The sequence below is a fragment of the Acidithiobacillus sp. TH-A117 genome, assembly GCF_057473465.1.
Map to the genome: position 1 here is coordinate 96,892 of NZ_JBYCKQ010000022.1, position 25,959 is coordinate 122,850.

General features: G+C 55.4%; 21 protein-coding genes. 17 read left to right on the forward strand and 4 right to left on the reverse strand.

Features of this window, described 5'->3' with window-relative positions; genetic code table 11:
• Positions 1 to 5: 5 nt before the first annotated feature.
• The 13 genes from rseP to tilS are packed head-to-tail and all read left to right on the forward strand — an operon-like array spanning position 6 to position 16,131.
• Positions 6 to 1,361 (forward strand): RIP metalloprotease RseP, encoded by a 1,356-nt coding sequence (rseP, locus tag AC2VLR_RS04830; protein WP_486881095.1) that lies wholly within the window; start codon positions 6 to 8, stop codon positions 1,359 to 1,361.
• A 55-nt stretch (positions 1,362 to 1,416) separates the two neighbouring features.
• Positions 1,417 to 3,702 carry an outer membrane protein assembly factor BamA gene (bamA, locus tag AC2VLR_RS04835; RefSeq protein WP_486881096.1) on the forward strand — a complete coding sequence of 762 codons (2,286 nt, stop codon included), beginning with the start codon at positions 1,417 to 1,419 and terminating at the stop codon, positions 3,700 to 3,702.
• An 18-nt stretch (positions 3,703 to 3,720) separates the two neighbouring features.
• On the forward strand, positions 3,721 to 4,254 hold the full coding sequence (locus AC2VLR_RS04840; RefSeq protein ID WP_486881097.1) for an OmpH/Skp family outer membrane protein: 534 nt from the start codon (positions 3,721 to 3,723) through the stop codon (positions 4,252 to 4,254).
• A complete protein-coding gene (gene lpxD / locus AC2VLR_RS04845) occupies positions 4,251 to 5,312 on the forward strand; it encodes a UDP-3-O-(3-hydroxymyristoyl)glucosamine N-acyltransferase (RefSeq protein WP_486881098.1) in 1,062 nt (353 codons plus the stop codon). The genes AC2VLR_RS04840 and lpxD overlap by 4 nt, the downstream gene beginning before the upstream one ends.
• Positions 5,302 to 5,751, forward strand: a complete 450-nt coding sequence (gene fabZ / locus AC2VLR_RS04850) for a 3-hydroxyacyl-ACP dehydratase FabZ (protein WP_226818696.1) — start codon at positions 5,302 to 5,304, stop codon at positions 5,749 to 5,751. Before lpxD ends, fabZ begins: the two co-directional genes overlap by 11 nt.
• A complete protein-coding gene (gene lpxA / locus AC2VLR_RS04855; protein ID WP_486881099.1) occupies positions 5,748 to 6,530 on the forward strand; it encodes an acyl-ACP--UDP-N-acetylglucosamine O-acyltransferase in 783 nt (260 codons plus the stop codon). Before fabZ ends, lpxA begins: the two co-directional genes overlap by 4 nt.
• On the forward strand, positions 6,527 to 7,480 hold the full coding sequence (locus AC2VLR_RS04860; RefSeq protein WP_486881100.1) for a Gfo/Idh/MocA family protein: 954 nt from the start codon (positions 6,527 to 6,529) through the stop codon (positions 7,478 to 7,480). The genes lpxA and AC2VLR_RS04860 overlap by 4 nt, the downstream gene beginning before the upstream one ends.
• A 15-nt stretch (positions 7,481 to 7,495) precedes the next feature.
• Entirely contained in the window at positions 7,496 to 8,599 is a 1,104-nt protein-coding gene (locus AC2VLR_RS04865) for a DegT/DnrJ/EryC1/StrS family aminotransferase (RefSeq protein ID WP_486881101.1), read from the forward strand.
• A 3-nt stretch (positions 8,600 to 8,602) separates the two neighbouring features.
• The gene (gene lpxB, locus AC2VLR_RS04870; protein WP_486881102.1) at positions 8,603 to 9,730 is read left to right on the forward strand and encodes a lipid-A-disaccharide synthase; all 1,128 of its coding nucleotides are present in this window, start codon (positions 8,603 to 8,605) and stop codon (positions 9,728 to 9,730) included.
• Positions 9,727 to 10,326: a ribonuclease HII gene (locus AC2VLR_RS04875; protein WP_486881103.1), complete on the forward strand. Its 600-nt coding sequence runs from the start codon at positions 9,727 to 9,729 to the stop codon at positions 10,324 to 10,326. The genes lpxB and AC2VLR_RS04875 overlap by 4 nt, the downstream gene beginning before the upstream one ends.
• On the forward strand, positions 10,323 to 13,820 hold the full coding sequence (gene dnaE / locus AC2VLR_RS04880) for a DNA polymerase III subunit alpha (protein WP_486881104.1): 3,498 nt from the start codon (positions 10,323 to 10,325) through the stop codon (positions 13,818 to 13,820). Before AC2VLR_RS04875 ends, dnaE begins: the two co-directional genes overlap by 4 nt.
• A 30-nt stretch (positions 13,821 to 13,850) precedes the next feature.
• Complete coding sequence (locus AC2VLR_RS04885; RefSeq protein WP_486881105.1) at positions 13,851 to 14,801, forward strand: acetyl-CoA carboxylase carboxyltransferase subunit alpha; 951 nt, start codon at positions 13,851 to 13,853, stop codon at positions 14,799 to 14,801.
• A complete protein-coding gene (tilS, locus tag AC2VLR_RS04890; RefSeq protein WP_486881178.1) occupies positions 14,779 to 16,131 on the forward strand; it encodes a tRNA lysidine(34) synthetase TilS in 1,353 nt (450 codons plus the stop codon). The genes AC2VLR_RS04885 and tilS overlap by 23 nt, the downstream gene beginning before the upstream one ends.
• Positions 16,132 to 16,144: 13 nt before the next feature.
• Here tilS and dksA read toward each other — a convergent pair whose 3' ends face one another.
• Positions 16,145 to 16,639 (reverse strand): RNA polymerase-binding protein DksA, encoded by a 495-nt coding sequence (dksA, locus tag AC2VLR_RS04895; RefSeq protein WP_486881106.1) that lies wholly within the window; start codon positions 16,637 to 16,639, stop codon positions 16,145 to 16,147.
• A gap of 119 nt (positions 16,640 to 16,758) precedes the next feature.
• Between dksA and AC2VLR_RS04900 the strand changes: the two genes are divergently transcribed.
• Positions 16,759 to 17,517 carry an HAD family hydrolase gene (locus AC2VLR_RS04900; RefSeq protein WP_486881107.1) on the forward strand — a complete coding sequence of 253 codons (759 nt, stop codon included), beginning with the start codon at positions 16,759 to 16,761 and terminating at the stop codon, positions 17,515 to 17,517.
• 55 nt (positions 17,518 to 17,572) lie between these two features.
• On the opposite strand, the gene AC2VLR_RS04905 is transcribed toward AC2VLR_RS04900, so the two are convergent.
• Positions 17,573 to 17,812: an HP1242/YdcH family protein gene (locus AC2VLR_RS04905; RefSeq protein ID WP_486881108.1), complete on the reverse strand. Its 240-nt coding sequence runs from the start codon at positions 17,810 to 17,812 to the stop codon at positions 17,573 to 17,575.
• Positions 17,813 to 18,137: 325 nt separating this feature from the next.
• On the opposite strand from AC2VLR_RS04905, the gene AC2VLR_RS04910 reads away from it, so the two are divergent.
• Positions 18,138 to 18,887, forward strand: coding sequence for a PilZ domain-containing protein (locus AC2VLR_RS04910; RefSeq protein ID WP_486881109.1), 750 nt, complete (start codon positions 18,138 to 18,140; stop codon positions 18,885 to 18,887).
• Between the two features lie 30 nt (positions 18,888 to 18,917).
• On the opposite strand, the gene AC2VLR_RS04915 is transcribed toward AC2VLR_RS04910, so the two are convergent.
• Positions 18,918 to 20,087 carry a glycosyltransferase gene (locus tag AC2VLR_RS04915; protein WP_486881110.1) on the reverse strand — a complete coding sequence of 390 codons (1,170 nt, stop codon included), beginning with the start codon at positions 20,085 to 20,087 and terminating at the stop codon, positions 18,918 to 18,920.
• A 27-nt stretch (positions 20,088 to 20,114) separates the two neighbouring features.
• Positions 20,115 to 21,239, reverse strand: a complete 1,125-nt coding sequence (locus tag AC2VLR_RS04920; RefSeq protein ID WP_486881111.1) for a glycosyltransferase family 4 protein — start codon at positions 21,237 to 21,239, stop codon at positions 20,115 to 20,117.
• Between the two features lie 97 nt (positions 21,240 to 21,336).
• On the opposite strand from AC2VLR_RS04920, the gene AC2VLR_RS04925 reads away from it, so the two are divergent.
• Together AC2VLR_RS04925 and parC are read left to right on the forward strand one after the other, a co-directional pair.
• A complete protein-coding gene (locus AC2VLR_RS04925; protein ID WP_486881112.1) occupies positions 21,337 to 23,469 on the forward strand; it encodes a DNA topoisomerase IV subunit B in 2,133 nt (710 codons plus the stop codon).
• A gap of 89 nt (positions 23,470 to 23,558) precedes the next feature.
• Positions 23,559 to 25,934: a DNA topoisomerase IV subunit A gene (parC, locus tag AC2VLR_RS04930; protein ID WP_486881113.1), complete on the forward strand. Its 2,376-nt coding sequence runs from the start codon at positions 23,559 to 23,561 to the stop codon at positions 25,932 to 25,934.
• Positions 25,935 to 25,959: the final 25 nt, after the last annotated feature.

Consider the following 25,959-nt stretch of genomic DNA (forward strand, 5'->3'; position numbering starts at 1 on the left):
ATCCCGTGCAGGTTCTGGAAACCATCGCTGCCTTTATTCTGGCGATCGGCATTCTGGTGCTGGTCCACGAATCCGGACATTTCTGGGTAGCCAAATTCATGGGTGTTAAAGTGCTGAAGTTCAGTATTGGCTTTGGCCCGGCCCTGATCAGCCGGCGCTGGGGGCGCGACCGCACCGAGTATGTGATTGCCGCCTTGCCCCTGGGCGGTTATGTCAAAATGCTGGGTGAGCAAGCGGGAGAAGACATCCCGCCCGAAGACAGTAGCCGGACTTTCGACGTGTTGGCGCCCGGCAAACGCTTTTTGATTGCCCTCGCTGGGCCTGTCGCCAATCTGATTTTTGCAGTGATTGCCTATGCGGGAGTAGCCTGGATTGGTATTCCTGGTCTGGCCCCTATCATTGGCCTGGTCAATGCGCATTCCCTGGCTGCCCAGGCCCAGTTGCAGCCGGGCCAACGGATCACGGCCCTGAACGGGCAAAAAGTATACACCTGGGAAGATATGCGCACGGGCCTGCTGTCAGCGGCCATTGCCCGTGTCCCGGCGCATCTGCAGACCGACAATCAGGGACAGGTGGCTACCCATACCTTAGCTTTGCAGTCCCTGAAGGCAGATTCGGTAGGGCCGGATTTTCTCGGGAAAGTGGTCGGCATGGAGCCCTATCTGCCCGCGACTGTAGGAGCGGTGGAGCCTAAAAGTCCGGCAGCCGCTGCGGGGTTGGTTGCTGGCGATCAGATCACCCGCATCAACCAGCATCCGGTGCCGAGCTGGGAGAGCCTGGCCCGCCAGATTGAGTCCCATCCGGACAAGGTGCTTGAGCTGACCTATCGAACGGCAGCCGGGATCAGCAAAAGCGTACAAATCAAACCGCAGATGTTTCTCGACAAGACCGGAAAGGCCATTGGCCGCATCGGCATCGTGATGGCTCCTCTGCCCCGGGATTTGATCGTCATGCGGCAGCGGGGGCCGGGGGAGGGACTGCTTTACGGCCTGCACAGTACCTGGCAGATGTCCTGGATGACTCTGGAGATGATCGTGCGGATGATTCAGGGTTTTGTCTCCCCCGACAATATCAGTGGACCCATTGCCATTGCTGAATATGCGGGCCAGTCCGCTCAGGCTGGGGTGGCGCCATTTTTGTCTTTTCTGGCGCTGGTCAGTATCAGCTTGGGTATCCTGAATTTGCTGCCCATTCCCATTCTCGATGGTGGGCATCTGGTGTTTTACGCCCTGGAGATGCTGCGCGGTAAACCCCTTTCACCGGCAGTGGTGCAAAAAGCGCAGCAGATCGGTATAGTGCTGCTTCTGATGCTGATGTCCTTCGCTTTTTACAATGATATTACGAGATTGATGACTCCGTGAAAAAATTCAGCCTGACTTCGCCGACCCTCTTGTTCTTGCCTCGGGTATTGCCTGTATGGCTGCTGTCTGGGCAGCCCCAGCCTGGGCGTTTACGCCCTTTACGGTAAAAAATATCGAGATCAGAGGTCTGCAGCATATTGCTCCAGGGACGGTGTACAACTATCTGCCCATCCATATTGGCGAAGAAGTGGATGACCAGAAAGCCCAACAGGCCATCAAGGATTTATACTCGACCGGCTTTTTCAAGGATGTGACCATCGCCCGTTCTGATGACAATCTGCTGGTCGTTGTGCAGGAGCGTCCCATCATCGCCAGCATTAAAATGCATGGCATCAAGGCGTTTTCCAAAACCGAGGTGGAAGGTACCTTGAAGGGAATCGGCCTGGTGGACCGCCATATTTTCAACCAGTCCATCCTCGATGAAGTGGTCCATGGCTTGCAACAGCAGTACGAAGGCATGGGTTACTACAACGCGAAGATTCATGCCAAGGTGCAGAAACTGCCGCGTAATCGGGTCGCCATTGCCATTGATGCCCAGGAAGGTGAGCAGGCGACGATCAAGCAGGTGACGATTGTGGGCAATCACGCCTTCAGTGAAAGTCGCTTGCGCGGACTTTTCAGTATTGGTGCCCCCGACGCTTTTTCGTTTTTTACCAAAAATGACCGTTACTCTCAGGAAAAGCTGATGAAGGGTCTGGAGGCCCTGCATAACTTCTATCTGGATCGGGGCTACCTGAATTTTGATATCGAATCCAGTCAAGTCCAGGTCACCCCTGATCGCCGTTTTGTGTATATCACCGTCAATATTCACGAGGGACCGGTTTATCATATTAAATCCGTGAATTTGAGCGGTAACCTAGTGCTTCCCAAGCCGGAACTGGAAAAGCTCGTTGAAATTCATCCCGGTGAAGTGTTTTCCCGAGCGAAAATCAATGACACCAACAGTGCCATTGCCGACAAGCTGGGTAATCTGGGCTATGCCTTCGCCAACACTACACCAGTACCTACAGTGGATGAAAAAACCCGGGAAGTAGCCCTGAATTTTGAGGTGGATCCCGGTCGTAAGGTCTATATCCGGCGGATCGAAATTACCGGCAATGATCGCAGTCGGGACTATGTGGTGCGGCGTCAGTTCCGGCAACTGGAAGGGTCGCTGTATAATGGCGCCCAGATCAAGCGTTCCAAGGAACGTCTCCAGCAGACCGGCTTTTACGACAAGGTGGATACCAAAACCGTTCCGGTTCCCGGTCATCCCGATCAAATGAACCTGGACGTCCATGTCAGTGAAAGGCCGACCGGCAGTTTCAGTCTTGGGGTGGGATACTCCAACGCCCAGGGTATTTTGTTCAACGGCTCCATCAGCCAGAACAATTTTATGGGTACGGGTAACGCCCTGTCGTTTTCGGCCAATGTGGGTGGTCTGGGAACAGCCTTTAATTTGTCCTTTACCGATCCCTATTTTACCCCGGATGGCATCAGCCTCGGTTTTAACCTGTACCGGAATGATACCAATCTCTCCAGTCTGGCGGTCGCGCCGTATCAGGAAATTGACTATGGCGCCACGGGGACGCTGGGTATCCCTGTCATGCAGTATGTCTATGATTATATGTCGTTGGGTTACAGTAACACGACGATTAATCTGACTTCGGGTAGTCCCGCTATTTATAACAACTACGTGAACGATTTTGGAAATAAAACCACAGCGGTCACTGTTGGTAACAGTCTGGTTTATGACAGTCGCAACTCGCCAATTTTTCCGACCAAAGGCCTGTATACTAGCCTCGATCTCAAGGCGGCCGTGCCGCCCGGCAAGCTGAAATGGTACAAGGCAGAAGTTAAGGCCGATTATTATCATCCCATTACTTCCTGGCTGACTGGTGGGCTAAGTGGCCGCTACGGCTTCATCAATGGCTACGGTGGCAAACCAGTGCCATTCTTCAATAACTATTATCTGGGTGGTCCGACGACACTGCCGGGCTATCAAACCTATGCCCTGGGTCCCCAGGTGGGAGGCTACCCGGTGGGTGGTACCCGTGAGCTTTTGTTTAACGCCAGCTTGTATTTCCCATTGCCGGGGCTTGCGGATAATCACAATTTCCGGATGTCGCTGTTTGCTGCCAGTGGTTGGGTCTATGGCGTCCAATCCAATACCGATGGTTCAGTCTATAACTACACCAATAATTACTTCCCCAGCCTCGGTGAAATGCGGACCACTGCGGGTATCGGGTTCTTGTGGATCAGCCCCCTGGGACCGTTGCGCCTCTCCCTGGCTATCCCGCTGGATAAAAAGCCCGGTGATCTTACCCAACCCCTGCAGTTCACTGTGGGTAACAACTTCTGATGTTCCGGTGAAGTGTTTATGATGCGGCAGTGGTTTCTGGGGTTGTTGTTGCTGGCGCTTGCCGGGGTGGCCTCGGCAAGTCCCATGAAAATCGGCTTTGTCGATCTGGACAAGGCCTTGCGCGAGCTGCCGGAGGCTCAGGCCGGGGCTGCAAATCTGAACAAGCAGGTGGCAGCTAAGCAGAAAGCCATCGAAGCCAAGCGCCAGCAGATTGATTCCTTTCAAAAGACACTGGAAAAAGATTTCCCGCATTTGAGTAATGCCCAGCGTCAGGATCGCGAAGCCCAGTTGCAGAGCATGATTCTCAGTTTGCAGCAATTTCAGCAGCAGGCTCAGGACAGTCTCAATTATCAGCGTAACCAGATTCTCAAAAACATCCAGAATCAACTGGTCAAAGTGGTCAGTCAAATTGGAAAGACGGGACATTACACGGTCATTCTCAACGATAAATCGGTGCTTTATGTGAGTGGTGCTATCGATTTGACCGGACAGGTAGTGGCTGCCATGAAAAATTCGGCGCTTCCGCCAGTTGCCCCAGGTAAAAAACCATGAAAACCGGAACCCGGCAACTCCGGGATTTGGCCCGGCACATTGGCGGCGAATTACGTGGTCAGGCGGATTACCTGATTACGGGTGTCGCCCCTCTTGAATCGGCCCGGTCTGGAGATATTACCTTTTATCTCAGTGGTACCGCATTGAGCACATTGCAGTCCAGTCAGGCTGGAGCCGTGATTCTCAGTCCGCAAGCGGCGGAGGATTTTGGCGGAAACTGTATTGTGGTCAACAATCCCTATGCCGCCTTTGCCAAAATTCTCCAATATCTGTTTCCGGTGCCGCGCCATGAACCTGGTTTGCATCACAGTGTGCAACTGGATCGCGATGTGCAAGTGCATCCCGAGGCGCGGCTGGATGCGTTTGTCCGGGTCGAATCCGGGGCGAAAATTGCGGCAGGCGTCTGGTTGGAGGCGGGTGTATTTATTGGCGCCAACGTCGAAATCGGGGCGGGCACCCATATCTATCCCGGGGTGAAAATTTATCGGGACTGTCGTATTGGGGAACGGTGCATTATTCACGCTGGTGCAATTATTGGTGCAGATGGCTTTGGTTTTGCAGAAGAAAACCAGAAATACATCAAAATTCCACAAGTGGGAGGTGTGCTTGTAGGGAATGATGTGGAAATTGGTGCCAACGCCTGTATCGACTGTGGCGTCATGACCGATACGGTATTGGGCGATGGGGTCAAAATCGATAATCTGGTCCAAGTAGGTCATAATGTACATATTGGTGCTCATACCGTCATCGCCGGGCAAACCGGGGTTGCCGGGAGTGCTCGAATTGGTCGTCATTGCCGGATTGGTGGACAGGTAGGCATTGCCGGGCATATTGAAATTGCCGATGGCTGCGTGATCGCCGGACAGAGTGCCATTACCCATTCTCTGCGTATCCCCGGGGTCTATTCCGGCGTGGTCCCGGCTCATGAAATTACCCGTTGGCGACGCATTGTTGCCCGTTTTGACAGTTTGGATACCTTGTTTCGGCGCGTGAAGTTTCTGGAGAAGAAATCTGCGCGCCCGGCATCATCTGACGGAGAGCCATTGCATGGTGAGTGAATTGAATATTCAGGATATTATGAAGCGATTACCACATCGCTATCCTTTTTTGCTGGTGGATCGTGTGCTTGATGTGCAAGTGGGTAAGTCCCTGCGTGCTATCAAGAATGTCACCATGAACGAACCGTTTTTTCAAGGCCACTTTCCGGCAATGCCGGTCATGCCTGGAGTTTTGATCATCGAGTCATTAGCCCAGGCAGCAGCACTGTTGGCCTTTGTCTCGGAGGACAAGTTTGGGGAAAATGCGGCCGTCTATTTTGCAGGGATAGACAAGGCACGGTTTCGTAAGCCGGTTACGCCGGGTGATCGTCTGGAATTGCTGGCCAATGTGAGTCGCCGCCGTTCTGGCATGTGGCAAATGGAAACTCAGGCATTGGTAGATGGCACCGAAGTGGCTTCGGCGCTGTTGATGGCGACCCTGCGGGAAACTGCGGCGTGAGTACGGATATCCACCCCACGGCTGTCATCGATCCGAGCGCAATCATCGGCTCCGCATGTAAAATAGGCCCCTATGCCGTGATTGGCGCCCATGTGGAAATAGGCGAGCACTGTCAGATTGGTGCCCATGCGGTCCTGGAAGGACCCGCCCGGATTGGTAGCCATAATCAGATATTTCAGTTTGCTTCAGTTGGCACAGCCCCTCAGGACCTGGGTTATAGAGGTGAAGCTACATCTTTGGAATTGGGCTCGCACAATACCCTGCGGGAATTTGTGACCATCAACCGTGGCACCGTGAAGGGGGGTGGGGTAACCCGCATCGGTAGCCATAATTTATTGATGGCCTATTGTCATGTGGCCCATGATTGTCATATCGGCGATCAGGTAGTGATGGCCAATGCCGCCACCCTGGCCGGGCATGTGCATATTGAAGATCATGCCATTCTCGGCGGATTGTCTGCTGTACATCAGTTTGCCCGGGTGGGGACGCACGCTATTTTGGGCGGAGGAACCATGGCACCCTTGGATGTTCCTCCTTACATGATGGCTGCGGGTAACCATGCCAGCTTGCATGGAATCAATGTGCGCGGTCTGGCGCGTCGCGGGATCTCCCGGGAGACTATCTTACAGATCAAGCGCGCCTATCGGCTTTTATTTCGTTCCGGCCAGCGTCTGGATGCGGCAATGGAAGAAGTCGAGCAGCGTGGACTCGATGCCCCGGAGATCGCCCACCTGCTCGACTTTATTCGCAGCAGCAAAAGAGGAATTACCCGGCCATGAAGCATCTCAAGACCGCTGTTATCGGCGTGGGCCATCTGGGCCGCTTTCATGCCCAGAAGTATGCCAGTCTGTCGGCTTTGCAAGGGGTGTATGATGCCAACCCCGCCCGAGCTGCAGAGGTGGCAGAAGAATTGGGGTGTCGGGTATTTGCCAGTATTCCCGAGCTTCTGGCTTCGGTAGAGGCCATTTCCATTGCTACGCCCACCTCTACCCATCATGAAGTCGCTGAAGCCGCCCTGCGCGCGGGGGTCCATTGTCTGGTGGAAAAGCCTTTTACCCTGAATATTCAGGAAGCTGATGCCTTGATCGCTTTGGCCCGGGAAAAACGACTAGTGCTGGGTGTAGGCCATATCAAGCGGGTCCATCCGGCTATCCGTCATCTGCGTCAGGCTGGTTATGGTACCCCTCGTTATCTGGAAGCCGAGCGTCTGGCGCCCTTCAAGCCGCGCTCTCTGGATATTGATGTCATTATGGATCTCATGATTCACGATCTGGATCTGACCTTACTGTTGACCGGCGCCGAACCTGTCGATGTGCGCGCCGTAGGCGTGGCTGCCGTGACTGACAAGGCCGATATGGCCAATGCCTGGGTTACCCTCAACAATGGCAGTGTAGCCAATCTTGCCGCTTCCCGGGTGGTCCGTGAGCCAGCTCGGCGTCTGCGGATTTTCTGGCAGGATCGTTATGCTTCGGTGGATTTCATCCAGAATACTCTGCACATTTATCATCGCGGGGAAGGGGCGGTACCCGGTATTCCCGGGGTTCGCGATGAAGCCATAGATTTACCCAAAACCGACGCCCTGGCTGCCGAAATTGAAGATTTTCTGGCAGCGGTCATGCACCAATCTCCAGTGTTCTGTGACGGGCAGGCGGGTCGCCGGGTGCTGGCAGCAGCCTTGCAGGTGCGTACTGCAGTGGATGAGTTTCTTTCCCGTAAGCAGGAAAAATAAGCAGGAAAAACAATCATGAGTCAAAATATTCCTATGGTAGATTTGCAGGCCCATTTTCAGCCATTGCGGGAAGAAATTCTCGCAGGTATGGGGAAAATTCTGGATCAGGCCAGCTTCATTCTGGGAGAGCATGGCCGTGCTCTGGAAAGCGAAGTGGCCCAGCTTTGCGGTGTCGCCCACGGCGTGGGCTGTGCTTCGGGTACTGATGCCTTGCTGCTGGCCCTGCGCGCCTTGGGTATCGGCCCCGGGGATGAGGTCATTGTGCCGACCTTCACCTTTATTGCTACCGCCGAAGCGGTGCTCTATGTGGGTGCCAAGCCGGTGTTTGTGGATGTGGACCCACATAGTTATGTGCTCACAGTGCCGCTGATCGAAGCGGCTATTACTGCCCGTACCAAGGCGATTATTCCGGTGCATCTCTATGGCTTACCCGCTGACATGCCGGCAATCATGGCGCTGGCACAGCAGCATGGTCTCAAAGTCATCGAAGATTGCGCACAGGCTATAGGGGCCAGTATTCACGGTCGCCCGGTGGGCAGCTTTGGTGACCTGGGCTGTTTTTCCTTTTTTCCCAGCAAGAATCTCGGCGGGGCTGGTGATGGCGGGATGGTAGTGACCAATGATGCGGCTCTGGACAAGCAGTTGCGGGGCTTGCGCAATCATGGTTCCTGGCAGACTTATCATCATGATGTGCTCGGTTACAATAGCCGTCTCGATGAAATGCAGGCCTTGATTTTGCGTACGGAATTTCCGCATCTGGCGACTTTCACCGCCGGTCGCCAACAGGCAGCGGCCTGGTATGGCCAGCATCTGGCTGGTTTGGATCTGCAACTGCCCAGCGCAGCCGATGGATATCAGCATGTTTATCATCAATATACCATTCAGCTGGAGGGTCGGGATGCGGTGAAGGCGGCCTTGCAGGCGGAAGGCATTGCCAGTGCCATTTACTATCCGATTCCGGGCCACCGCCAGAAAATGTTCGGCGAGCAGGTTCAGGGACATTGTCCCGTCGCCGACAAGCTGGCTGCGCGGGTGCTCTCCCTGCCCATGTTCCCCGAATTGCAGGAGGCGCAAATAGTTCGGGTGGCCGAAGTCATCCGTCGCAGCCTCCGGGCTTAGTGCTTGGGCAAGGTATTTATCCTTGCCGTAGAACGCTCCGGGGAAAACCTCGGGCTGGAAATCATGGCCAATGCGGCGGCCGCCGGACTGGATCTGCAATGGTCCGGAGTGGTCGGGTCGCGCTTGCAGGCTGCCGGGGTGGAAAATATTGCCGATGGAGAAGTGCTGGCCATTATTGGCCTGATTGAAGTGCTGCGCCATTACGCAGCGCTGCGTCGACTTTACCACCGGGTCGTGGCGCATCTGAAAAAAGAAAAGCCTCTCTGTGTGATCCTGATCGACCATCCGGCCTTTAATCTGCGTATCGCCAAGGCGGCAAAGGCTCTGGGTATCCGGGTCCTTTATGTGGTAGGTCCGCAAATATGGGCCTGGCGCGGCCAGCGTATCCATCAGATCAAGCTGATTGTCGATCAGATGCTGGTGCTCTTTCCCTTTGAGGTGTCGATTTACGCTGAAGCCGGGGTTCCCGTGCAGGTACTGGCCCATCCCCTGCTGGAGCAGACGGCTGCCGCACCGGATCGGGTGACTGCCAGAGCGGCCTTGGGTCTGAAATCCGACCAACCGGTCATGGCCCTGTTGCCGGGTAGTCGTCGCGGTGAACTGGAAAAACTTTCTCGCCGTTATGCCGAAACAGCGGTCCTGCTGCGCCAGCAAATGCCTCATCTGAAACTGGTCGTGGCTCTGGCCCGCCCTGAGTTGGCGAGCACCTGGAAGCAACACTGGCAGCGCGGTGCCGGTCCAGATGATGCGCTGGTCGTCAGCGCCCAGACCCGGACAGTGCTGGCCGCCGCCGATGTTGTACTGGTGGCTTCCGGGACAGCGACCCTGGAAACCGCCTTGATGGCACGCCCAGCGGTCGTGGTGTACGTCCTCAATGCCTTGACTTATGCTTTCGCCAGAAGATTGGTCAAAACGCCATTTGTGGCCATGCCGAATATTCTGCTCAAGGAAGCGGTTTATCCGGAATTCCTCCAGAAAGATTTCACGGCAGATCAGGTGGCCGCCACACTATTGTCTTTATTCGGTGCAGCCGGACAGGAGCAGTTGCGGCGCTTGCAAAGGCTGCGCGGCTTGCTGCAGGGAGATTCTCCAGAAGCGTTGCAGCAGGTCCTGCGGAAGATGCTCACATGAAGCGGCCCGTAGCGCCGGTGTTGGAGCATTGGGGGCCGGGGTGTGCCGGGGTGGATGAAGCCGGACGTGGTCCCCTGGCCGGACCGGTCATTGCCGCAGCGGTCATTTTGCGCGAACCATTGTATGGCCTCAATGATTCTAAGAAGATGACGGCCAGGGCGCGTTTGCAATGGGCTCTTCGAATTCGTCAGGAAGCCCTGGCCTGGTCCGTGAGTTGGGCTGCTGTCTGGGAGATTGAGCGTTATAATATTTTGCAGGCATCCTTGCGCGCCATGTCCCGGGCCATTGGTGCATTGCCTGTACGCCCCCAACGCATCGTCGTGGACGGCAACCAGACACCGCCCGGCTGGCAGGTCGAGACCGTGGTGGGCGGCGATGGGCGGGTCGATGCCATTGCAGCCGCCAGCATTCTGGCCAAAGTGGCTCGGGATCAGACCATGCAGACACTGGATCGTTATTATCCGGCCTATGGTCTGGCCCGGCACATGGGTTATGGTACCGCCGTCCATTTGCAGGCATTGCAGCGCCATGGCCCGTGTCCGCTGCATCGACGCGGTTTTGGCCCGGTGGATCGGGCCCGGGAGGCAAGACAGTGAGTGATCCCAGTTTCGTGCATCTGCATGTGCATTCCGAATATTCCCTGGAAGACGGCATTATTCCGGTCAAGGCACTGGTGAAACGTTGTGTTGAAAAAAACATGCCGGCGGTGGCCATTACCGATCATGGTAATCTCTTTGCCCTGGTCAAGTTTTACAATGCCGCCCGTAGTCTGGGCATCAAGGCACTGATTGGCAGTGAAGTCTGGATTCATGATCCTGCGGATACAGAGCGCCCCGCCAGCCTGATTTTGTTGTGTATGAATAAAACCGGTTATGGGCATCTCAGTCGCTTGTTGAGCCGGGCCTATCTGGAAGGTCAGCAGCAGGGGCGTCCGCAAATTGACGCGGCCTGGTTGCAGCAAGCCAACGAGGGACTGATTGCTCTGTCCGCCGCCGGGCAGGGCGAAATCGGTCGGGCACTGTTGCGCCATGACCAGGAACAGGCGGAAAGCCTGGCCCGGCAATATGCCGACTGGTTCCCCGAACGCTTTTACCTGGAGTTGCAGCGTAATGGCGAACAGGATCAGGAAAGCCTGGTGCAGGCGACCCTGGCTCTGGCGGAAAAGCTGAATCTGCCCGTGGTTGCCAGCAACAATGCCCACTTTCTCGACGCCGCCGATTTTGCCGCCTTCGATGCCCGTCAGTGTATTTCTGCGGGTCTGACCCTGGATGATCCGCGCCGGCCAAAGCGTTTCACGGCAGAACATCGTTTGCCAGATCCCGAGGAAATGCGGGCGCTGTTTGCGGATATTCCCGAGGCCTGTGACAACACGGTAGAAATTGCCAAGCGTTGTAACCTGGAGTTGGTGCTCGGCCAATATGCCTTGCCCGATTACCCGATACCTCCGGGGCAATCCATTGATGACTATTTGCATGAAGCGGCGCAGAAAGGTCTGCAGCAGCGTTTGCAAGCTTTGCAGATCGGTGGGGAGGCCAGTCTGCCCTATCATGAACGCTTGCTGCGCGAAGTGGGCGTCATTCAGAAAATGGGATTTCCCGGCTATTTTCTGATTGTGGCCGACTTTATCCAGTGGGCCAAAAATAACGGGGTGCCGGTAGGGCCGGGGCGCGGCTCCGGAGCTGGTTCTCTGGTGGCTTATGCCTTGGGCATCACCGACCTGGACCCCATCAGTAATGGCTTGCTTTTTGAACGTTTCCTGAACCCCGAGCGGGTATCCATGCCCGACTTTGACGTGGATTTCTGCATGGATCAGCGTGATCGAGTCATTCAGTATGTGGCGGAAAAGTACGGGCGTGACCGGGTGGGACAAATCATCACCTTCGGTACCATGAAAGCCCGGGCGGTGGTCCGCGATGTGGGGCGGGTTTTGGGCTTGCCCTACGGATTCGTCGACCAGCTCGCCAAGCTGGTGCCCGGGGATCTGGGCATGACTCTGGCCAAGGCCCTCGATGAATCCGAAGAGTTGCGGCGGCGTCAGGCGGAAGAAGATGATGTCCGGGATTTGCTGGATATTGCCCTGCGCTTGGAAGGGCTGCCCCGCCATGCTTCCACCCATGCGGGGGGGGTGGTCATTTCTCCGGAGCCACTGGCTGATCGTCTGCCTCTGTTTACCGACAGTTCGGGTGAAAGTGGCAATGTGACTCAACTGGATAAGGATGATGTCGAAAAAATGGGCCTGGTCAAGTTCGACTTTCTCGGTCTGCGAACCCTGACTATCATTGATATGGCCGTCAAGCTCATCAATGCTGCAGACCCGTCCCGTGCGCCTCTGGCTATCCAGCAGCTACCGCTGGACGACCCGGAAACCTATGCTCTCCTCAAATCCACGGAAACGGTGGCCGTCTTCCAGCTTGAATCTTCGGGCATGCGCGATCTGGTCCGCCGCCTGCAACCCGATACTTTTGAAGATATTGTCGCCCTGGTCGCCCTGTTTCGTCCGGGCCCCCTGCAGTCGGGCATGGTGGATGATTTTATCGCCCGCAAACATGGTAAAGCCCAGGTCACCTATTTGCATCCCGATTTAGCGCCGATTCTCCAGGAAACCTATGGAGTGATTGTCTATCAAGAGCAGGTCATGCAGTCCGCTCAGGTGCTGGCGGGATACTCCCTGGGTGGCGCCGATTTGCTGCGCCGCGCCATGGGCAAGAAAAAGCCCGAGGAAATGGCCAAACAGCGCAGTATTTTTCTGGAAGGCGCCCATAAAAATGGCCTGCAACCTGATCAGGCCGGCGCTATTTTTGATCTGATGGAAAAGTTTGCCGAATATGGATTCAATAAATCCCATTCCGCTGCCTACGCACTGGTTTCTTATCAGACGGCCTATCTCAAGGCGCATTATCCGCAGTTTTTTATGGCTGCCGTACTGACGGCCGATATGGATCACACTGACAAGGTCGTCGCGATGATTGCTGAATGCCAACGCATGGGCCTGCGCATTGCCCCGCCCAGTGTCCAGTGCAGTGGTCTGGAATTTCGCCCCGAGGGTGACCAGGATATCCGCTTTGGCCTGGGGGCCATCAAGGGACTTGGCCGGGCGGCTATTCAGAGTATTCTGGATGCGCGTGGCGAGGGACCGTTTGCCAGTCTTTTTGACCTGCTTTGCCGGGTGGACAGTCAAAAAATCAATCGCCGCGCTCTGGAGGCCCTGATTCGAGCTGGAGCCATGGATGACTGGCAGGTGTCGCGGGCTGATCTCCTTGCCTCGCTGGAAAATACCATGGAAGCCGCCGCACAATATCAGCACAGTCAGGCCAGCCAGCAGGAATCGCTGTTTGCGGGGCTGGAAGCTTTACCGGTTGCGCCGCCTATGAGTCAGGCTGTTCCCTGGACATCCACTGAAACGCTCCGCCAGGAGCGGGAAACCCTGGGTTTTTATTTCAGTGGCCATCCCATGGATACCTTGCGCGACGAGCTGGCGGAACTGGGTGTCCAGCCATTGGGTCAACTTTCGTCGGGGACCGTGGTGCTGGTGGCAGGATTGGTGGTCGCCCGGCGCAGTACCCGCACCAAAAGAGGCGACCGGATTTATTTTCTGACCCTGGATGATGGTGTCGGTCGTCTCGAAGTGGTGGTATTTGCCGAAGTCTGGGCCCAGGCAGGAAAAATCGGCGATGGGGAGGAACCAGTGCTGGTGCTTGGCGAGGTAGGGGAAGATAGTTACTCGGGGGGGCTGCGTCTGAGTGCTTTACGGGTAATGGATCGTCATCAGGCGCGGGCAGAACTGGCCGCAGAATTGATACTGGAGATTCCCGGGGATGCGCCGTTGATCCCTGAGCAACTGCGTGACTGGTTGCAGCAATATCCGGGCACGGTACGTTTGCACTTGCGTATGCCGGTAGACAAGGACCTGCTGGTGCTGTTAAAAGTCCCGGAAAGCTTCAGTTTTGCCGCCAGTGAAGAGGCATTAGAGGCGCTGCGCACCCTGCTGCCCGAGGGGCGCTGGCAGTGGAGTCATCGCGCTGCCCAGTCACTGGTCAATAATGTGATTCCTCTGGAGCGTGGGCCGCGCAAAACCCGCCGTCCTGCTTAAGGTCAATGTTCATGTTTGTCAGGAGTATCGATGAAAATCAGTTATCTGGATTTTGAACAAGGCGTCGCCGAACTGGATGCCAAAGTCGAGGAGCTGCACGCCCTCAACCAGCCGGGTATTGCCGATGAAATCAAACGCCTGGAAGTGAAGGCCCGAAAGGAGCTGCAACGCCTCTATAGCAAGTTGGGCGCCTGGCAGACCGTCCAGGTGGCCCGTCATCCTCAGCGCCCCTACACTTTGGATTATGTGCAGGCACTGTTTACCGAAGTGCAGATTCTTGCAGGGGATCGCGCTTTTGCCGATGATCAGGCGATTATCGGCGGGCTGGCCCGCTTTAATGGTCATCCCATTGTCTGGATGGGGCATCAGAAGGGCCGCGATACCAAGGAAAAAATCCAGCGTAATTTCGGTATGCCGCGCCCTGAAGGTTATCGGAAGGCTTTACGCCTGCTGCGCCTTGCCGAACGCTTTCAATTGCCGGTGTTCACTTTCATCGATACGCCCGGAGCTTATCCGGGTATCGGCGCGGAAGAACGCGGGCAGAGCGAGGCCATTGCCCGTAATCTGGCGGTCATGTCGGATTTACCTGTGCCCATCATCTGCACGGTTATCGGTGAGGGAGGGTCTGGTGGCGCCCTCGCCATTGGCGTCGGCGACCGCATGTTGATGCTGGAGTACAGTGTGTATTCGGTGATTTCTCCCGAGGGTTGCGCATCCATTCTCTGGAAAGATGCGGCCATGGCGGCTGAAGCGGCCGAGACCCTGGGTATTACTGCCCGGCGTTTGCAATCCCTGGGGTTGGTGGATGAGGTGCTGGTGGAACCCCTGGGTGGTGCCCATCGGGACCCGGAGGCAGTTTTCACCCAGCTTCGGGAGAGTCTGGCCCGGCATCTGGAAGAGCTGAAAACCCTGGAAACTTCCAAGTTGTTGACCACCCGCTATGAACGACTCATGCATTATGGAGTGGTTGGCGCGGCCTGAACTGGAGCGGAGGCTCCAGACCTGTTTGCAAGAATGGCCGCTGTCCTCGGGGCGGCCGTTTTTTGTGGCTTATAGTGGCGGTTCCGACTCCACTGCCTTGCTTGCTGCTCTGGTCGCTCTCGAATACCCGGTTCATGCCCTGCATGTCGATCATGGCTGGCATGCGCAAAGCCCGGTCTGGGCAGATTTTTGTGTCACCCGGGCCCATACTTTGGGCGTTCCTTGTACGGTGTTGCGGCTGCCTCCGGAAACGATCGGGGAGGGTCCGGAAGATCGGGCCCGGCGCGGACGCTACGCAGTGCTGGCTGCACAGTTGCAGGAGGGAGATCTGCTGTTGACGGCCCAGCACCAACAGGATCAAGCCGAAACCTTTTTCCTGCAGTTGTTGCGGGGCACCGGCATTGCCGGCCTCGCTGCCATGCCCCGGCAAAAGCCGCTGGGCAAGGGACAATTGTTGCGCCCTCTGTTGCAAATACCCAAAAAGGTTTTGCTTGATTATCTCCAGAAAAAAAATATCCCCTATTTGCAGGATCCCGCCAATCAGGATCCGCGTTTTGACCGGGTGCGGGTGCGCCAGCAGTTGTTACCTCTCCTGCAGGAATTGGGTTGGCAGCACGCGGTAGATTCAGTGGCGCGGACGGCTGAAAATCTGGGGGATGTGCATGCGCTGGTGGAGGACTGGTTTGCCATTTATTGGGAACGCCATCGCGCCGCTTTTCCGCAACTGCGAGCAGAGGCGCTTTCTTTGCATTTTTTGCGGGAATTATCCCCGGCTCTGCAGCGCATGTTTCTGCGCGGCTGGTTACAAAAGTTGCAAGTGCCTCTTCCCAGTCAGGCGCGCCTGGCGGTGCTGCAACAAGCCCTGGATTCCGGGGTGAGTCAGCATATCCAATGGACAGGTGGCGCTTGCTGGTTGCAGGGGCACACCCTTTATCTGTGGCGGAGCCCGGACTTTAGCGGAAATTGGTCGGAGGGGCCCTGGCAAAGCGATGAGCCTCTGCCATTTGCGGGCTGGGAATGTCAGGTTATTCCACACTTGCCTCTGGAATTGTCTCCGGACAAAGGGCATCAGGCATTGACGGCGGAAGTTTCAAGAGAAAACTTGTGCTGGCGACGACGTCAGCCCGGTGAGAAAATCCGTATGCCCTCCGGGCAACACCGGCCATTAAAAAAAATCCTGCTGGAAGCCGCTGTACCCCCTGAATGGCGGGAGCATATTCCTTTACTCCGGGATGCTCATGGACATCTTTTGTTGATACCCGGATTTTATACAGCGCCTTGGGCGCGCGCAGCGCCGGGCAGTGCTGCGCTATGTTTTATCAGGTGTTGAACAGAACTGCTGGCTAATCCTGGGCCATCTGCTTTTCGCGTTTTTCTTCCAGAGTTTTGCAATCAATGCAGAGGGTGGCGGTCGGTCTGGCTTCCAGGCGACGCAGGCCGATTTCTACCCCGCAGGCTTCGCAATAACCGTATTCTCCTTCCTTGATGCGGCCCAAGGCCTGAGTGATTTTGCGAATCAGCTTGCGTTCCCGGTCCCGCGCCCGCAATTCCAAGCCCATATCGGTTTCCAGGCTGGCGCGATCGTTGGGATCCGAATAATTCACATTTTCCATTTGCATGTGCTGAACGGTCCGATCCACTTCTTCCATCAATTCACCACGCCAGTCTTCGAGAATTTTCTGGAAATGGGCGACTTGCGCGGCGTTCATATACTCTTCGCCAGGCTTGGGTTCGTAAGGCACAAAGGCCGTGTATTGCTGAGTGCTTTTGGGCTGCGTACTGTTGTGGTGCAACGGGTTGGCGCTGATGTCAGCAGCCTGAGAGGCGTTGTCTGCCATGTGATCTTCCTGTCTTTGTCATAAATCCGCCTAGGTGTAACAGAGATTGGGTATTTTGGCAATGTTGCGGCTTGTGTTTACAATGCTGTCCTGTTCTCACCAGTACCAGGAAGAAATCCATGCCCTTGCGCGCCTTGATATTTGATGTAGACGGAACTCTGGCCGATACCGAAAGGGACGCCCATCGGGTGGCTTTCAATCAGGCCTTTGCGGCCGCCGGCCTGCCCTTTGAATGGGATGTGCCCACCTATGGACATTATCTGAAAGTAACCGGTGGCAAGGAGCGTTTGCGTTGTTTTTTGAATGACCATCCGACTCTGCCGCAACTCAGTGATGGAGATATTGCCCGGATTCATCAGCAGAAAACGGCTATTTATGTGGAGATGATGCAGGCCGGTTTGTTACCGCTACGGCCAGGGGTGGAGCGACTGCTCAATGCCGCCAGGGATGCCGGATTGCCCTTGGCCATCGCCACGACTACTACACCTGCCAATGTGGAATCGTTGCTGAAAAGTACTCTGGGTCAGGACGGCCCTGAGCGTTTTCAGATCATTGGTGCAGGAGATATTGTGCCCCACAAGAAACCGGCCCCGGATATTTATACGTATGTGCTGGAGCAGTTGGGTTTTCCTGCCGGCGATTGTCTGGCACTGGAAGATTCAAACAATGGGTTACGCTCAGCAGTTGCTGCCGGTCTGGCGACGGTGATTACCCAAACCGAATATACCCGGAATCAGGATTTTTCTTCGGCCCTGAGAGTGCTGGATCAGTTGGGGGATCCCGGCGTTCCGGCGCAGGTGCTGCAAGGCAAGGATGCCGGGAAACCGGTTGTTGTGGATATTCCCGTTTTGAGCCAATGGCTGGCGGAAGAAGCTTGAAGAAGCTTATAAAGAATCCGGCAGCAGTAGGCAGCTTGTCGGATTCTTCAGAAAGTTAAGCAGCAGTCAGCATGCGATAAATTTCGTCTTTGCGCAGCAAACGTTTTTTCTTCAAGTCTTCCAGGCTCTGAGAGCCGGTTGCGGCATCATTGCGTTCGATGTGCTCGATCTCAGCCGTCAACGCATTGAATTCCGCGTATATTTTTGCAAAGTGGCCTTGTTCGGCCAGGAGTTGCTCCATCCGGCCTGCCAGTTCGGGGAATTCTGTTTTTAAATCTTGATGTTCAGTAAGCATGGGTATCCTCCGACATGTATGGATTGCATCGACTAGTGCACGACTAATCGATGTCTGATTGTAGCGGGGGCAGGGAGGCTCTGCAAAGAGCAGTCTGCGCCAATTTAAGACGAACTGTAACAAATATCTTATGCATTGAAAAAAATTTTAGCACTTGTTTTTTAGTGAAATTATGTTTAATTCGCAAAATATGTACCAATTTAATTACATTCCTCGTGGGGTTTCGGGTCCATTGCGGCTGAGAAGCTGAGGATATAAAGGGAGGTCATATGGAGGAATAAATTTTGCTAGGGTTTGCTTCTGGTACCATAAAAAAGAGACAAGTATGTCAGCTTCCGAGATCGTCAAAAGTAATTTGAGCCTGGTTCTTCCTCCCCGAGCTGGAAGAAAATTCGCTCAGTATCTGGAAAGCATCGAAGCTATTTTTCAGGAGATCGTCCAGGAAAACCCGCAGCAGCTGCTCAATCGTCTGCTGTCCCAGGATGTCGTGGTGTTTTCACCTGCCGAGACAGATTCTGGAAAGCTATGTAGTTTATATTCGGTCAGCCCTGAAATGATTCTTTTACGCTTTAATAATGTCTGGCCACGAAGTTACCAGGATGAAACCGGATCCTTACTGGTGACGATAGGGTCAGGTAGTCAACTGTATGCTTTTTTTGCGAAAGTGCTGCAGGTGTCTGAAAATATATTGATGTTAACAGTGCCGGTAGTGATTTATCATCGTGCTGTCCGGCATTTTTCGCGAATTCCCTTGACCGAGCCGTTGCAGGTTTTCTGTAAAGACGGTTTGCAACTGCAGGGAAAAATGGCTGATTTCAGTCCTACCGGAATTCGTTTTTTCATGCCCGCTATGCCTATTCATTCTAAGGAAAAAATGTTACTTGAGTTTGCCACAGGCGAGTGTGGTAGTTGTGAAACTATTGTTCAGGTGGTCCGTAGTGAGCCTCTCACTTCGGGTACGCGCTGTCAGGTGGCCGTAAAGATGTTGCTGACCGGTTTCATGAAGAGAAAAATGGAATATCTCTATTGGTGCTGTCAAAAAACATCTGTCAATACTGGTGTGACGAGCTCTTGAAAACAAGGTGATCTACCCTGTTATGTAGGCTTAACTCGTTGCCCGCATGGATACCTTTGGAGTGATGATATCCTGATAAAAATCAGCCAGCCGGGTAACCATGCTGGTTTCTGACCAATGATCGGCCAGCTTTCTGGCTTCAATGGACAATTGCTCCAGCTGTTTGCGGTCGGCAAGGATGTCGGCGCATATCTGGGCAAATGCGCCGGGATCGGCGGGAGCAGAGCGGGTGCCTATCCCGCTCTTGAGAATATCCGCAGCGCCCATAACGGGTACGGCAACTACCGGCAAGCCTGCCGCCAGCGCTTCCAGCAAGACCATGCCCTGGGTTTCCGTTTCCGAGGCAAATACCAGAAGGTCTGCAGCGGCATAAGCCTGCGGCAGTTCGTGGAGATGATCCAGATAACCCAAAAAACGGACATGTTCCGTGAGTTGGTTGTCCCGCATGGTTTTTTCGAGGGCGGGACGGGCGGGACCATCTCCGGCCAGTAAGAACAAAACCTCCGGCTGCTGCTGACGGAGCTGGCGGAGCATGGCAAGGAGCAGGCCAATGTTTTTTTCCGGGGCGATGCGTCCGGCATATAACAGTACGGGGCGATTTTCGGCAATGGCGTGGCGCTGACGGAATTGCGCACGACCTTCGGATAAACGTGTTTCGTGATGTATGCGAATACCGGTAGGGATAATCTGTATGGGGGTTTTCACCCCATAACTTCGCAGCACTGTAGCCATGGCCTGAGATGGCACAATCAAGCCATCCACAGCGGCGCATTGTTGACGGGAGGGAATACGCGCCATGGCCTGACGGATCCGCCCGGGGATTTTTCTGTAGTAATGACCGAGATAGGCCTCAAAATAGGTGTGATAGGAACTGACAACCGGCAAGTTCAGTCGACGGGCCAGATGCTTGCCCAGATAATGGGCCACAAAGGGCGTTTGAATGTGTAATACATCATATTGCCGGGCAGCCAGCATGGGCTTGCTCTGCAGCAGATTGCGCGGGCGCATGAACCGCTCCTCCGGATACGGAGGAATTTTCCGAGAGGGTATGCGCATTATTCCGGGGCCATCCTCGCTGTTGGTATCATAATCAGGAACGAGCAAATCGACCTGATGTCCGAGTTGCTCCAAGCCCTGACGAAAACTGCGAATGGAGGTGGCCACACCGCTGATACGCGGGAAATAGGTATCTGAAATCATAAGGATGCGCATGGATTTTCCAGAAAATCAGCAAGAGGGGACTTGTTGGCGATAAGCGGCTTCAAGCACGTCAAAGCTGCGCTCCCAACTTTGCGATTCGGCGCGCAGGCGCCCCGCAGCACCCAGGTGTTGACGATCTGCGGGGTTGGCGCAAAGTGCGTGTAGTGCTCTGTCCCAGTCACTACCCCGTGGCAGCAGCAGGCCGTGTACGCCATCCCGAACCTGTTCGCAAACGCCCGGACAGTCATAGGCGATGATGGGTAAGGCGCTGGCCTGGGCTTCCAGAACGACATTCCCAAAGGTTTCGCTGCAGGAAGGAAAGCAGAACAGATCTGCGCTGGCATACCAGCGGGCGAGGTCCATGCCGCTTTTCATGCCGGCACAATAAATCCGTTGCTGGGCAAACTGGCTGATTTCGTCACGTAGGGGACCATCACCGACCAAGGCCAGCATGGCTCGGGGATAATCCTTGCTGAGTTGGCGAAAAGCCGCGAGCAGGGGAGGCAGGTTTTTTTCCCGGGCGAGACGGCCCACATAGAGCAGCAGTAAATCTTGATCTTCCAGTCCCAACTGCTGACGCAGCTGCACATCGCGCCATTGGGGATGAAAGTGCTGAGTATCAACCCCGCGCCCCCATTGCTGAAGATGGAGAAAACCCTGCTGATGGAGTCGTTGCAGGGTTCCTTGACTGGGGACCAGAGTCTGGCGGGTGGCATTGTGAAAGTGCCGTAAGTAAGCACGCGCGAGATGGCGCAGAGCGGGAATCCCGTAGAGGGAGAAATATTGATCGAAATTGGTGTGGAAACTGGTCACGACGGGCAGATTCAGCTTTTTGGCAGCCAGCAGGGCTGCATAACCCAAGGGACCTTCTGTGGCGATATGGACCACTTCGCTACCCCAGCTTTGCAGGCAATGGCTAATGGCGGCCGGACTAGCCCAGCCCAACTTGACCTGGGGATAAAAAAACAGGGGAAATGCCGCGACCAGTCCTTCCTGAAGAGGTTCTTCCTGTTGCCGGGGACGCATGATGTGAACCGTATGTCCGCGTGCTTGCAGGGCTGCCACTGCCTTACCCAGAGTAAGAGCCACGCCATTGATTTCAGGCGGGTAAGTCTCGGTAATCAGGGCAATTCTGAGTCTGCCTGTGGTCATGTTATCCGTGTTAGTGGTTGCTTACCGCGCATCGACACGTGCTTGGAAAAGTCTCGATGCTCATTCCGGGATCATAACGGAGAAATGTGACAATTTGATGAATCTGAAAAAATGCACTTTCATCGCTGTGCTGATGGTGCCTGCTGTCAGCCCTGGCAAAGAGCAAGGACTGCCCAAGGACCGCATTCCCCTTTATGATGGTCCGGGTGGCAAAGCGGCTTCTGCGCCGGGCGATGCGCAACCAAAGGAATTGACTGTCTTGAACTATAGCGCCGAACAATTTACGGTTCTCAAGGGCCTGGAGCCGGTACGCCTGCGCCCCGGCATGTACACACGGACAAGCTGTCCCACCCATATGGTGCAGGAGCTCATTGATAATTCTGCCGATGAAGCTCTGGCGGGACATGCGACCCGCATTGAAGTGACCCTGCTGGGCGATGGATCGGTCATTGTCGAGGATAATGGTCGCGGGATTCCGGTGGGAATCCCTCCCGGAGAAACCCGGCCAGCCGCCGAGTTGGCCTTTACGACCCTGCACGCGGGCGGAAAGTTTGACAAGACCGACAAGGCTTCGGCGTATCGCTTTTCTGGTGGCTTGCATGGTGTCGGTGTGGCCGTGACCAATGCGCTGTCCAGTCGTCTGCAGGTAGATATTCGCACTCGCGATCCTGAAGGGGGTGGGTATGGTCGCTATCAGCTGGGTTTTGTCGAGAGCGCTCTTTCGCAAGGGCTGACCAGGGTCGAAAACAGTCATGCCCGTCAGCACGGCACCCGTGTCCAAGTCTGGCCGGACCCCCGCTATTTTGATTCACCTCGGGTCAATGTGCGTGAATTGACCCATCTTCTGCGTGCCAAGGCTATTCTCCTGCCGGGCCTGCAGGTGATTTTAAATACGCCGGAGCAGGAGCCTCTGATCTGGAAGTATGAGGCGGGGCTGGCCGAATATCTGGAAGAGATGCTCAGTGAAGCGGAGCCCATAACGCCGGTTTTTGCCGGAGAAATGTATCAAAGTGACGATGGTAATGGTTTTGCCCAGGGAGAAGGTGCGAGTTGGGCGCTGTGCTGGGCCGGGCAGGGGAGCCCGCGTCCGGAAACCTATGTGAATCTGATTCCCACTCTGGACGGAGGAACCCACGAATCGGGTTTTCGGGCCGGAGTTTTTGAGGCTGTGCGCAGTTTTATGGAGCATCACAGTCTGGTGCCCGCCAAATTGAAGCTGGTGCAGGATGACGTGACTGGCAAAATGGCGGTGGTGCTGTCCGCCAGAATCCTGGATCCCCAGTTTCAGGGGCAGACCAAAGATAAGCTCACCAGTCGGGATGCTTACAAGCTCATGGTCCAGACCATTCGCGATCCCCTGGAGTTATGGCTGAACAGTCATCCCGAGGCAGGCAAGGCCATTGTCGAGCAGGCCATACAGAGCGCTCAGCTGCGCAGTCGGGCAGCACAGAAAATAGAACGCAAGAAGGGATCGGGTCTGGCGACCTTGCCCGGCAAGCTGACCGATTGCGAAAGTGAGGATATCCAGCGTAATGAGCTGTTTCTGGTGGAGGGAGATTCTGCCGGAGGCTCCGCCAAGGCGGCCCGGGACAAGGAATATCAGGCACTGTTACCCCTTCGCGGTAAGGTGCTCAATACCTGGGAGGTGGATGCGGACCTCATCTTCAAAAATCAGGAAGTCCACAACATGGCAGTGGCGCTGGGTATCGAACCCCACACGTTTGCGGCAAATCCGCAGCAAGTGCTGGCGGGATTGCGCTATGGCAAAATCATGATCTTATCGGATGCCGATGTGGATGGCAGTCATATTCAGGTGCTGATTTTGACCTTGTTTCTCCGCCATTTTCCCGCACTGCTCAGGCAAGGGCACGTATTTGTGGTGAAACCGCCCTTGTATCGGGTGGATGCCACCTGGCGCGGCAAGGCCCGGAAGATTTATTGTGAGGCAGAAGCAGAGCGCGATGCGGCCATGGAGCGTCTGCGCGCCGAAGGGGTCAAGGAGTCGGCCATTGCGGTGCAGCGCTTCAAGGGCCTGGGTGAAATGAATCCGGATCAACTCTGGGAAACGGCCATGTGTCCCGATACCCGCTCTCTGGTACCTTTGATCATACACCCTTCCGAGTTGGCCACACTGCAAGAGCGCTTTACGCTGCTCATGGGCAAGCAGTCGGCAGGAGGGCGGCGGGAATGGATGGAAAGAGATGGCTGGACGGCGGATCTGGATATCTGAAACCGGATAACCGGCGAAAATCAGCGCGGGCTTGTCCGATTGAATTTGTGGGAGATTATGGTGCTGCATGTGTATAAGAGAAATTGGTCATGAGTAATACCCTGGACCTGTTTGCGGGTCTGAGTGCAGAAGAGGCTGACCCCCAAAATCCATCTTCCAAGGCACCAGCGGTTCCGGCAACCAGTGCTTCCGATGCATCACCGCCCCCGCCATATTCTCCGGCTGGCAACGGAGAAAGCCCCGAAGATCCCACCCCGCCCCTCGCGGAATATGCCGCGAAAGCCTACTTGGCTTATGCCATGAGTGTGGTGACCGGACGCGCCATTCCGGCCCTGGCGGATGGTCAGAAGCCGGTACAAAGACGCATTTTGTTTGCCATGCGCGATATGGGTTTGCAACGCTCGCCCAAACACGTCAAATCCGCCCGGGTGGTGGGGGAGGTGATCGGCAAGTGGCATCCTCATGGCGACAGTTCGGTTTATGATGCCATGGTCCGGATGGCCCAGCATTTTACCCTACGTTATCCGGTGGTGGATGGGCAGGGGAATTTTGGTTCTCTGGATGGCGACTCGGCAGCTGCCATGCGCTATACCGAAGCCAATTTGACGCCGATTTCTGAATTACTGCTCGGCGAAATAGACGAAGGTACGGTAGATTTTCGCAGTAATTATGATGGTACCCTCGAAGAACCCGTGACTTTGCCGGCGCGACTTCCCTTTTTGTTGATGAATGGCGCTTCCGGCATTGCCGTCGGGATGGCCACAGAAATCCCCCCCCATAATTTGCGCGAACTGGCAGCGGTTTGCGCGCAGTTGGCCGCTTCCCCGGAGCTGACCGACGCGGCCATTCTGGAACAAATTCCCGGCCCTGATTTTCCCGGAGGCGGGCAGATCATATCCACACCCGAACAGATTCGTGAGGCTTACCAATCCGGGCGTGGCAGTATTCGGGTGCGTGCCCGTTGGGAAGTCGAAAAACTGGCGCGGGGCGAATGGCGCATCAGTATTCATGAACTGCCACCCGGCGTTTCCACCGCCCAGATTCTCTCGGAAATCGAAAACCTCTCCAACCCCCAGCCCCGGGGCGAGGGCAAGAAGAAAACCCTGACCGCCGAACAGCAATCCAGCAAAACCGCCATGCTCTCCCAGATAGAGACGGTGCGTGATGAGTCCGGTAAGGATCACGCCGTACGCATTGTGATTGAACCGCGCTCTCGGAATCAGGATCCCCAGCAACTGATGACCTATTTGCTGGCCCGTACTTCCCTTGAATCCAACCAGTCCATCAATCTGACGGTACTGGATCTGGAGGGGCGTGCGCCCTGCCTGTCGCTGACAGAGATTTTGCGACAATGGGTCACCTATCGTCTTCGCACCGTGCGCCGCCGCAGCCAGTTCCGTTTGGACAAGGCCCTGGCGCGTATTCACATTCTCGAAGGACGCTTGCGGGTGTTGCTGGACATTGATGCGGTGATCCGGGTGATTCGGGAGTCCGATGATCCCAAGACGGATCTCATTCAGCATTTTGCTCTGACGGAAATCCAGGCCGAAGACATTCTTGAAATACGGCTGCGGCAATTGGCCCGGCTGGCCGGCATCGAATTGGAAAAGGAATTGCAGGATAAACGGGACAATGCCGAATATCTGGCGGGTTTGCTGGCCCATGAGAAACGCCTGAGAGCGTTGTTGGTAGAGGAAATCAGCGCAGATGCGCAAAAATTCGGCGACAACCGCCGCACCTTATTGCAGGCTGATGCGGCTATTACCGGCAAGTCAGTACAGACCATCGTGGCGGCCGTCACCGACGAGCCGGTAACGGTGATTGTCTCGCGTAAAGGCTGGTTACGCAGTCGCGCTGGGCATGGAATCGCCATAGACAGTCTGACCTTCAAGGAGGGAGACCAGCTCTTGCAGGTTTTTGAAGTCCGTTCTGTGGATCAGTTGGTGTTGTTGGATCAAACAGGTCGCGCCTATTCCCTGCCGGTCAGTCAGCTTCCCGGCGGCCGTGGCGATGGGGTGCCCGCTTCCAGTCAGGTGGACTTTCAGATCGGGGCGACACTGCAATCTGTGGCTTGTGGTCCCTCCGACAGTTTATGGTTGGTGGCGAGCAGTGGTGCTTATGCCTTTATCACTGCCCTGGAAAACATGACGGGACGCAATCGTGCGGGTAAGGCATTTTTGTCTCTGGAGGCGGATGAGTATCCACTGCCCCTCCTGCCCGTTTCTGATCCTTCTTCAGAAATTCTCTGTGTGTCTTCCGATGGTCATGGCTTGCTGTTTCCTGTGGCGGAAATCAAGCAGCTTCCCAAAGGGAAGGGGGTCAAATTGATGACTCTGGCCGCCCAGGCTTATATGCAAAACTTGTTTATTGATCCTGAAGTACAGACATTACCGCGTAATATCCGCAAGAACCGCCTGGAGATGTGTCGCGGGAAGCGGGCCGGCAAGGGACGTTCCCTGCGTTAAATGGTACACAGTCGCTGTTCAGGTA

Coding starts and splice junctions, on each gene's coding strand:
- bamA (WP_486881096.1), top strand. CDS start 1,417: ATGGCTGCTGTCTGGGCAGCCCCAGCCTGGGCGTTTACGCCCTTTACG.
- AC2VLR_RS04840 (WP_486881097.1), top strand. CDS start 3,721: ATGATGCGGCAGTGGTTTCTGGGGTTGTTGTTGCTGGCGCTTGCCGGG.
- lpxD (WP_486881098.1), top strand. CDS start 4,251: ATGAAAACCGGAACCCGGCAACTCCGGGATTTGGCCCGGCACATTGGC.
- fabZ (WP_226818696.1), top strand. CDS start 5,302: ATGGTGAGTGAATTGAATATTCAGGATATTATGAAGCGATTACCACAT.
- AC2VLR_RS04860 (WP_486881100.1), top strand. CDS start 6,527: ATGAAGCATCTCAAGACCGCTGTTATCGGCGTGGGCCATCTGGGCCGC.
- AC2VLR_RS04865 (WP_486881101.1), top strand. CDS start 7,496: ATGAGTCAAAATATTCCTATGGTAGATTTGCAGGCCCATTTTCAGCCA.
- AC2VLR_RS04875 (WP_486881103.1), top strand. CDS start 9,727: ATGAAGCGGCCCGTAGCGCCGGTGTTGGAGCATTGGGGGCCGGGGTGT.
- AC2VLR_RS04885 (WP_486881105.1), top strand. CDS start 13,851: ATGAAAATCAGTTATCTGGATTTTGAACAAGGCGTCGCCGAACTGGAT.
- tilS (WP_486881178.1), top strand. CDS start 14,779: ATGGAGTGGTTGGCGCGGCCTGAACTGGAGCGGAGGCTCCAGACCTGT.
- dksA (WP_486881106.1), bottom strand. CDS start 16,639: ATGGCAGACAACGCCTCTCAGGCTGCTGACATCAGCGCCAACCCGTTG.
- AC2VLR_RS04900 (WP_486881107.1), top strand. CDS start 16,759: ATGCCCTTGCGCGCCTTGATATTTGATGTAGACGGAACTCTGGCCGAT.
- AC2VLR_RS04905 (WP_486881108.1), bottom strand. CDS start 17,812: ATGCTTACTGAACATCAAGATTTAAAAACAGAATTCCCCGAACTGGCA.
- AC2VLR_RS04910 (WP_486881109.1), top strand. CDS start 18,138: ATGTCAGCTTCCGAGATCGTCAAAAGTAATTTGAGCCTGGTTCTTCCT.
- AC2VLR_RS04915 (WP_486881110.1), bottom strand. CDS start 20,087: ATGATTTCAGATACCTATTTCCCGCGTATCAGCGGTGTGGCCACCTCC.
- AC2VLR_RS04920 (WP_486881111.1), bottom strand. CDS start 21,239: ATGACCACAGGCAGACTCAGAATTGCCCTGATTACCGAGACTTACCCG.
- AC2VLR_RS04925 (WP_486881112.1), top strand. CDS start 21,337: ATGAATCTGAAAAAATGCACTTTCATCGCTGTGCTGATGGTGCCTGCT.
- parC (WP_486881113.1), top strand. CDS start 23,559: ATGAGTAATACCCTGGACCTGTTTGCGGGTCTGAGTGCAGAAGAGGCT.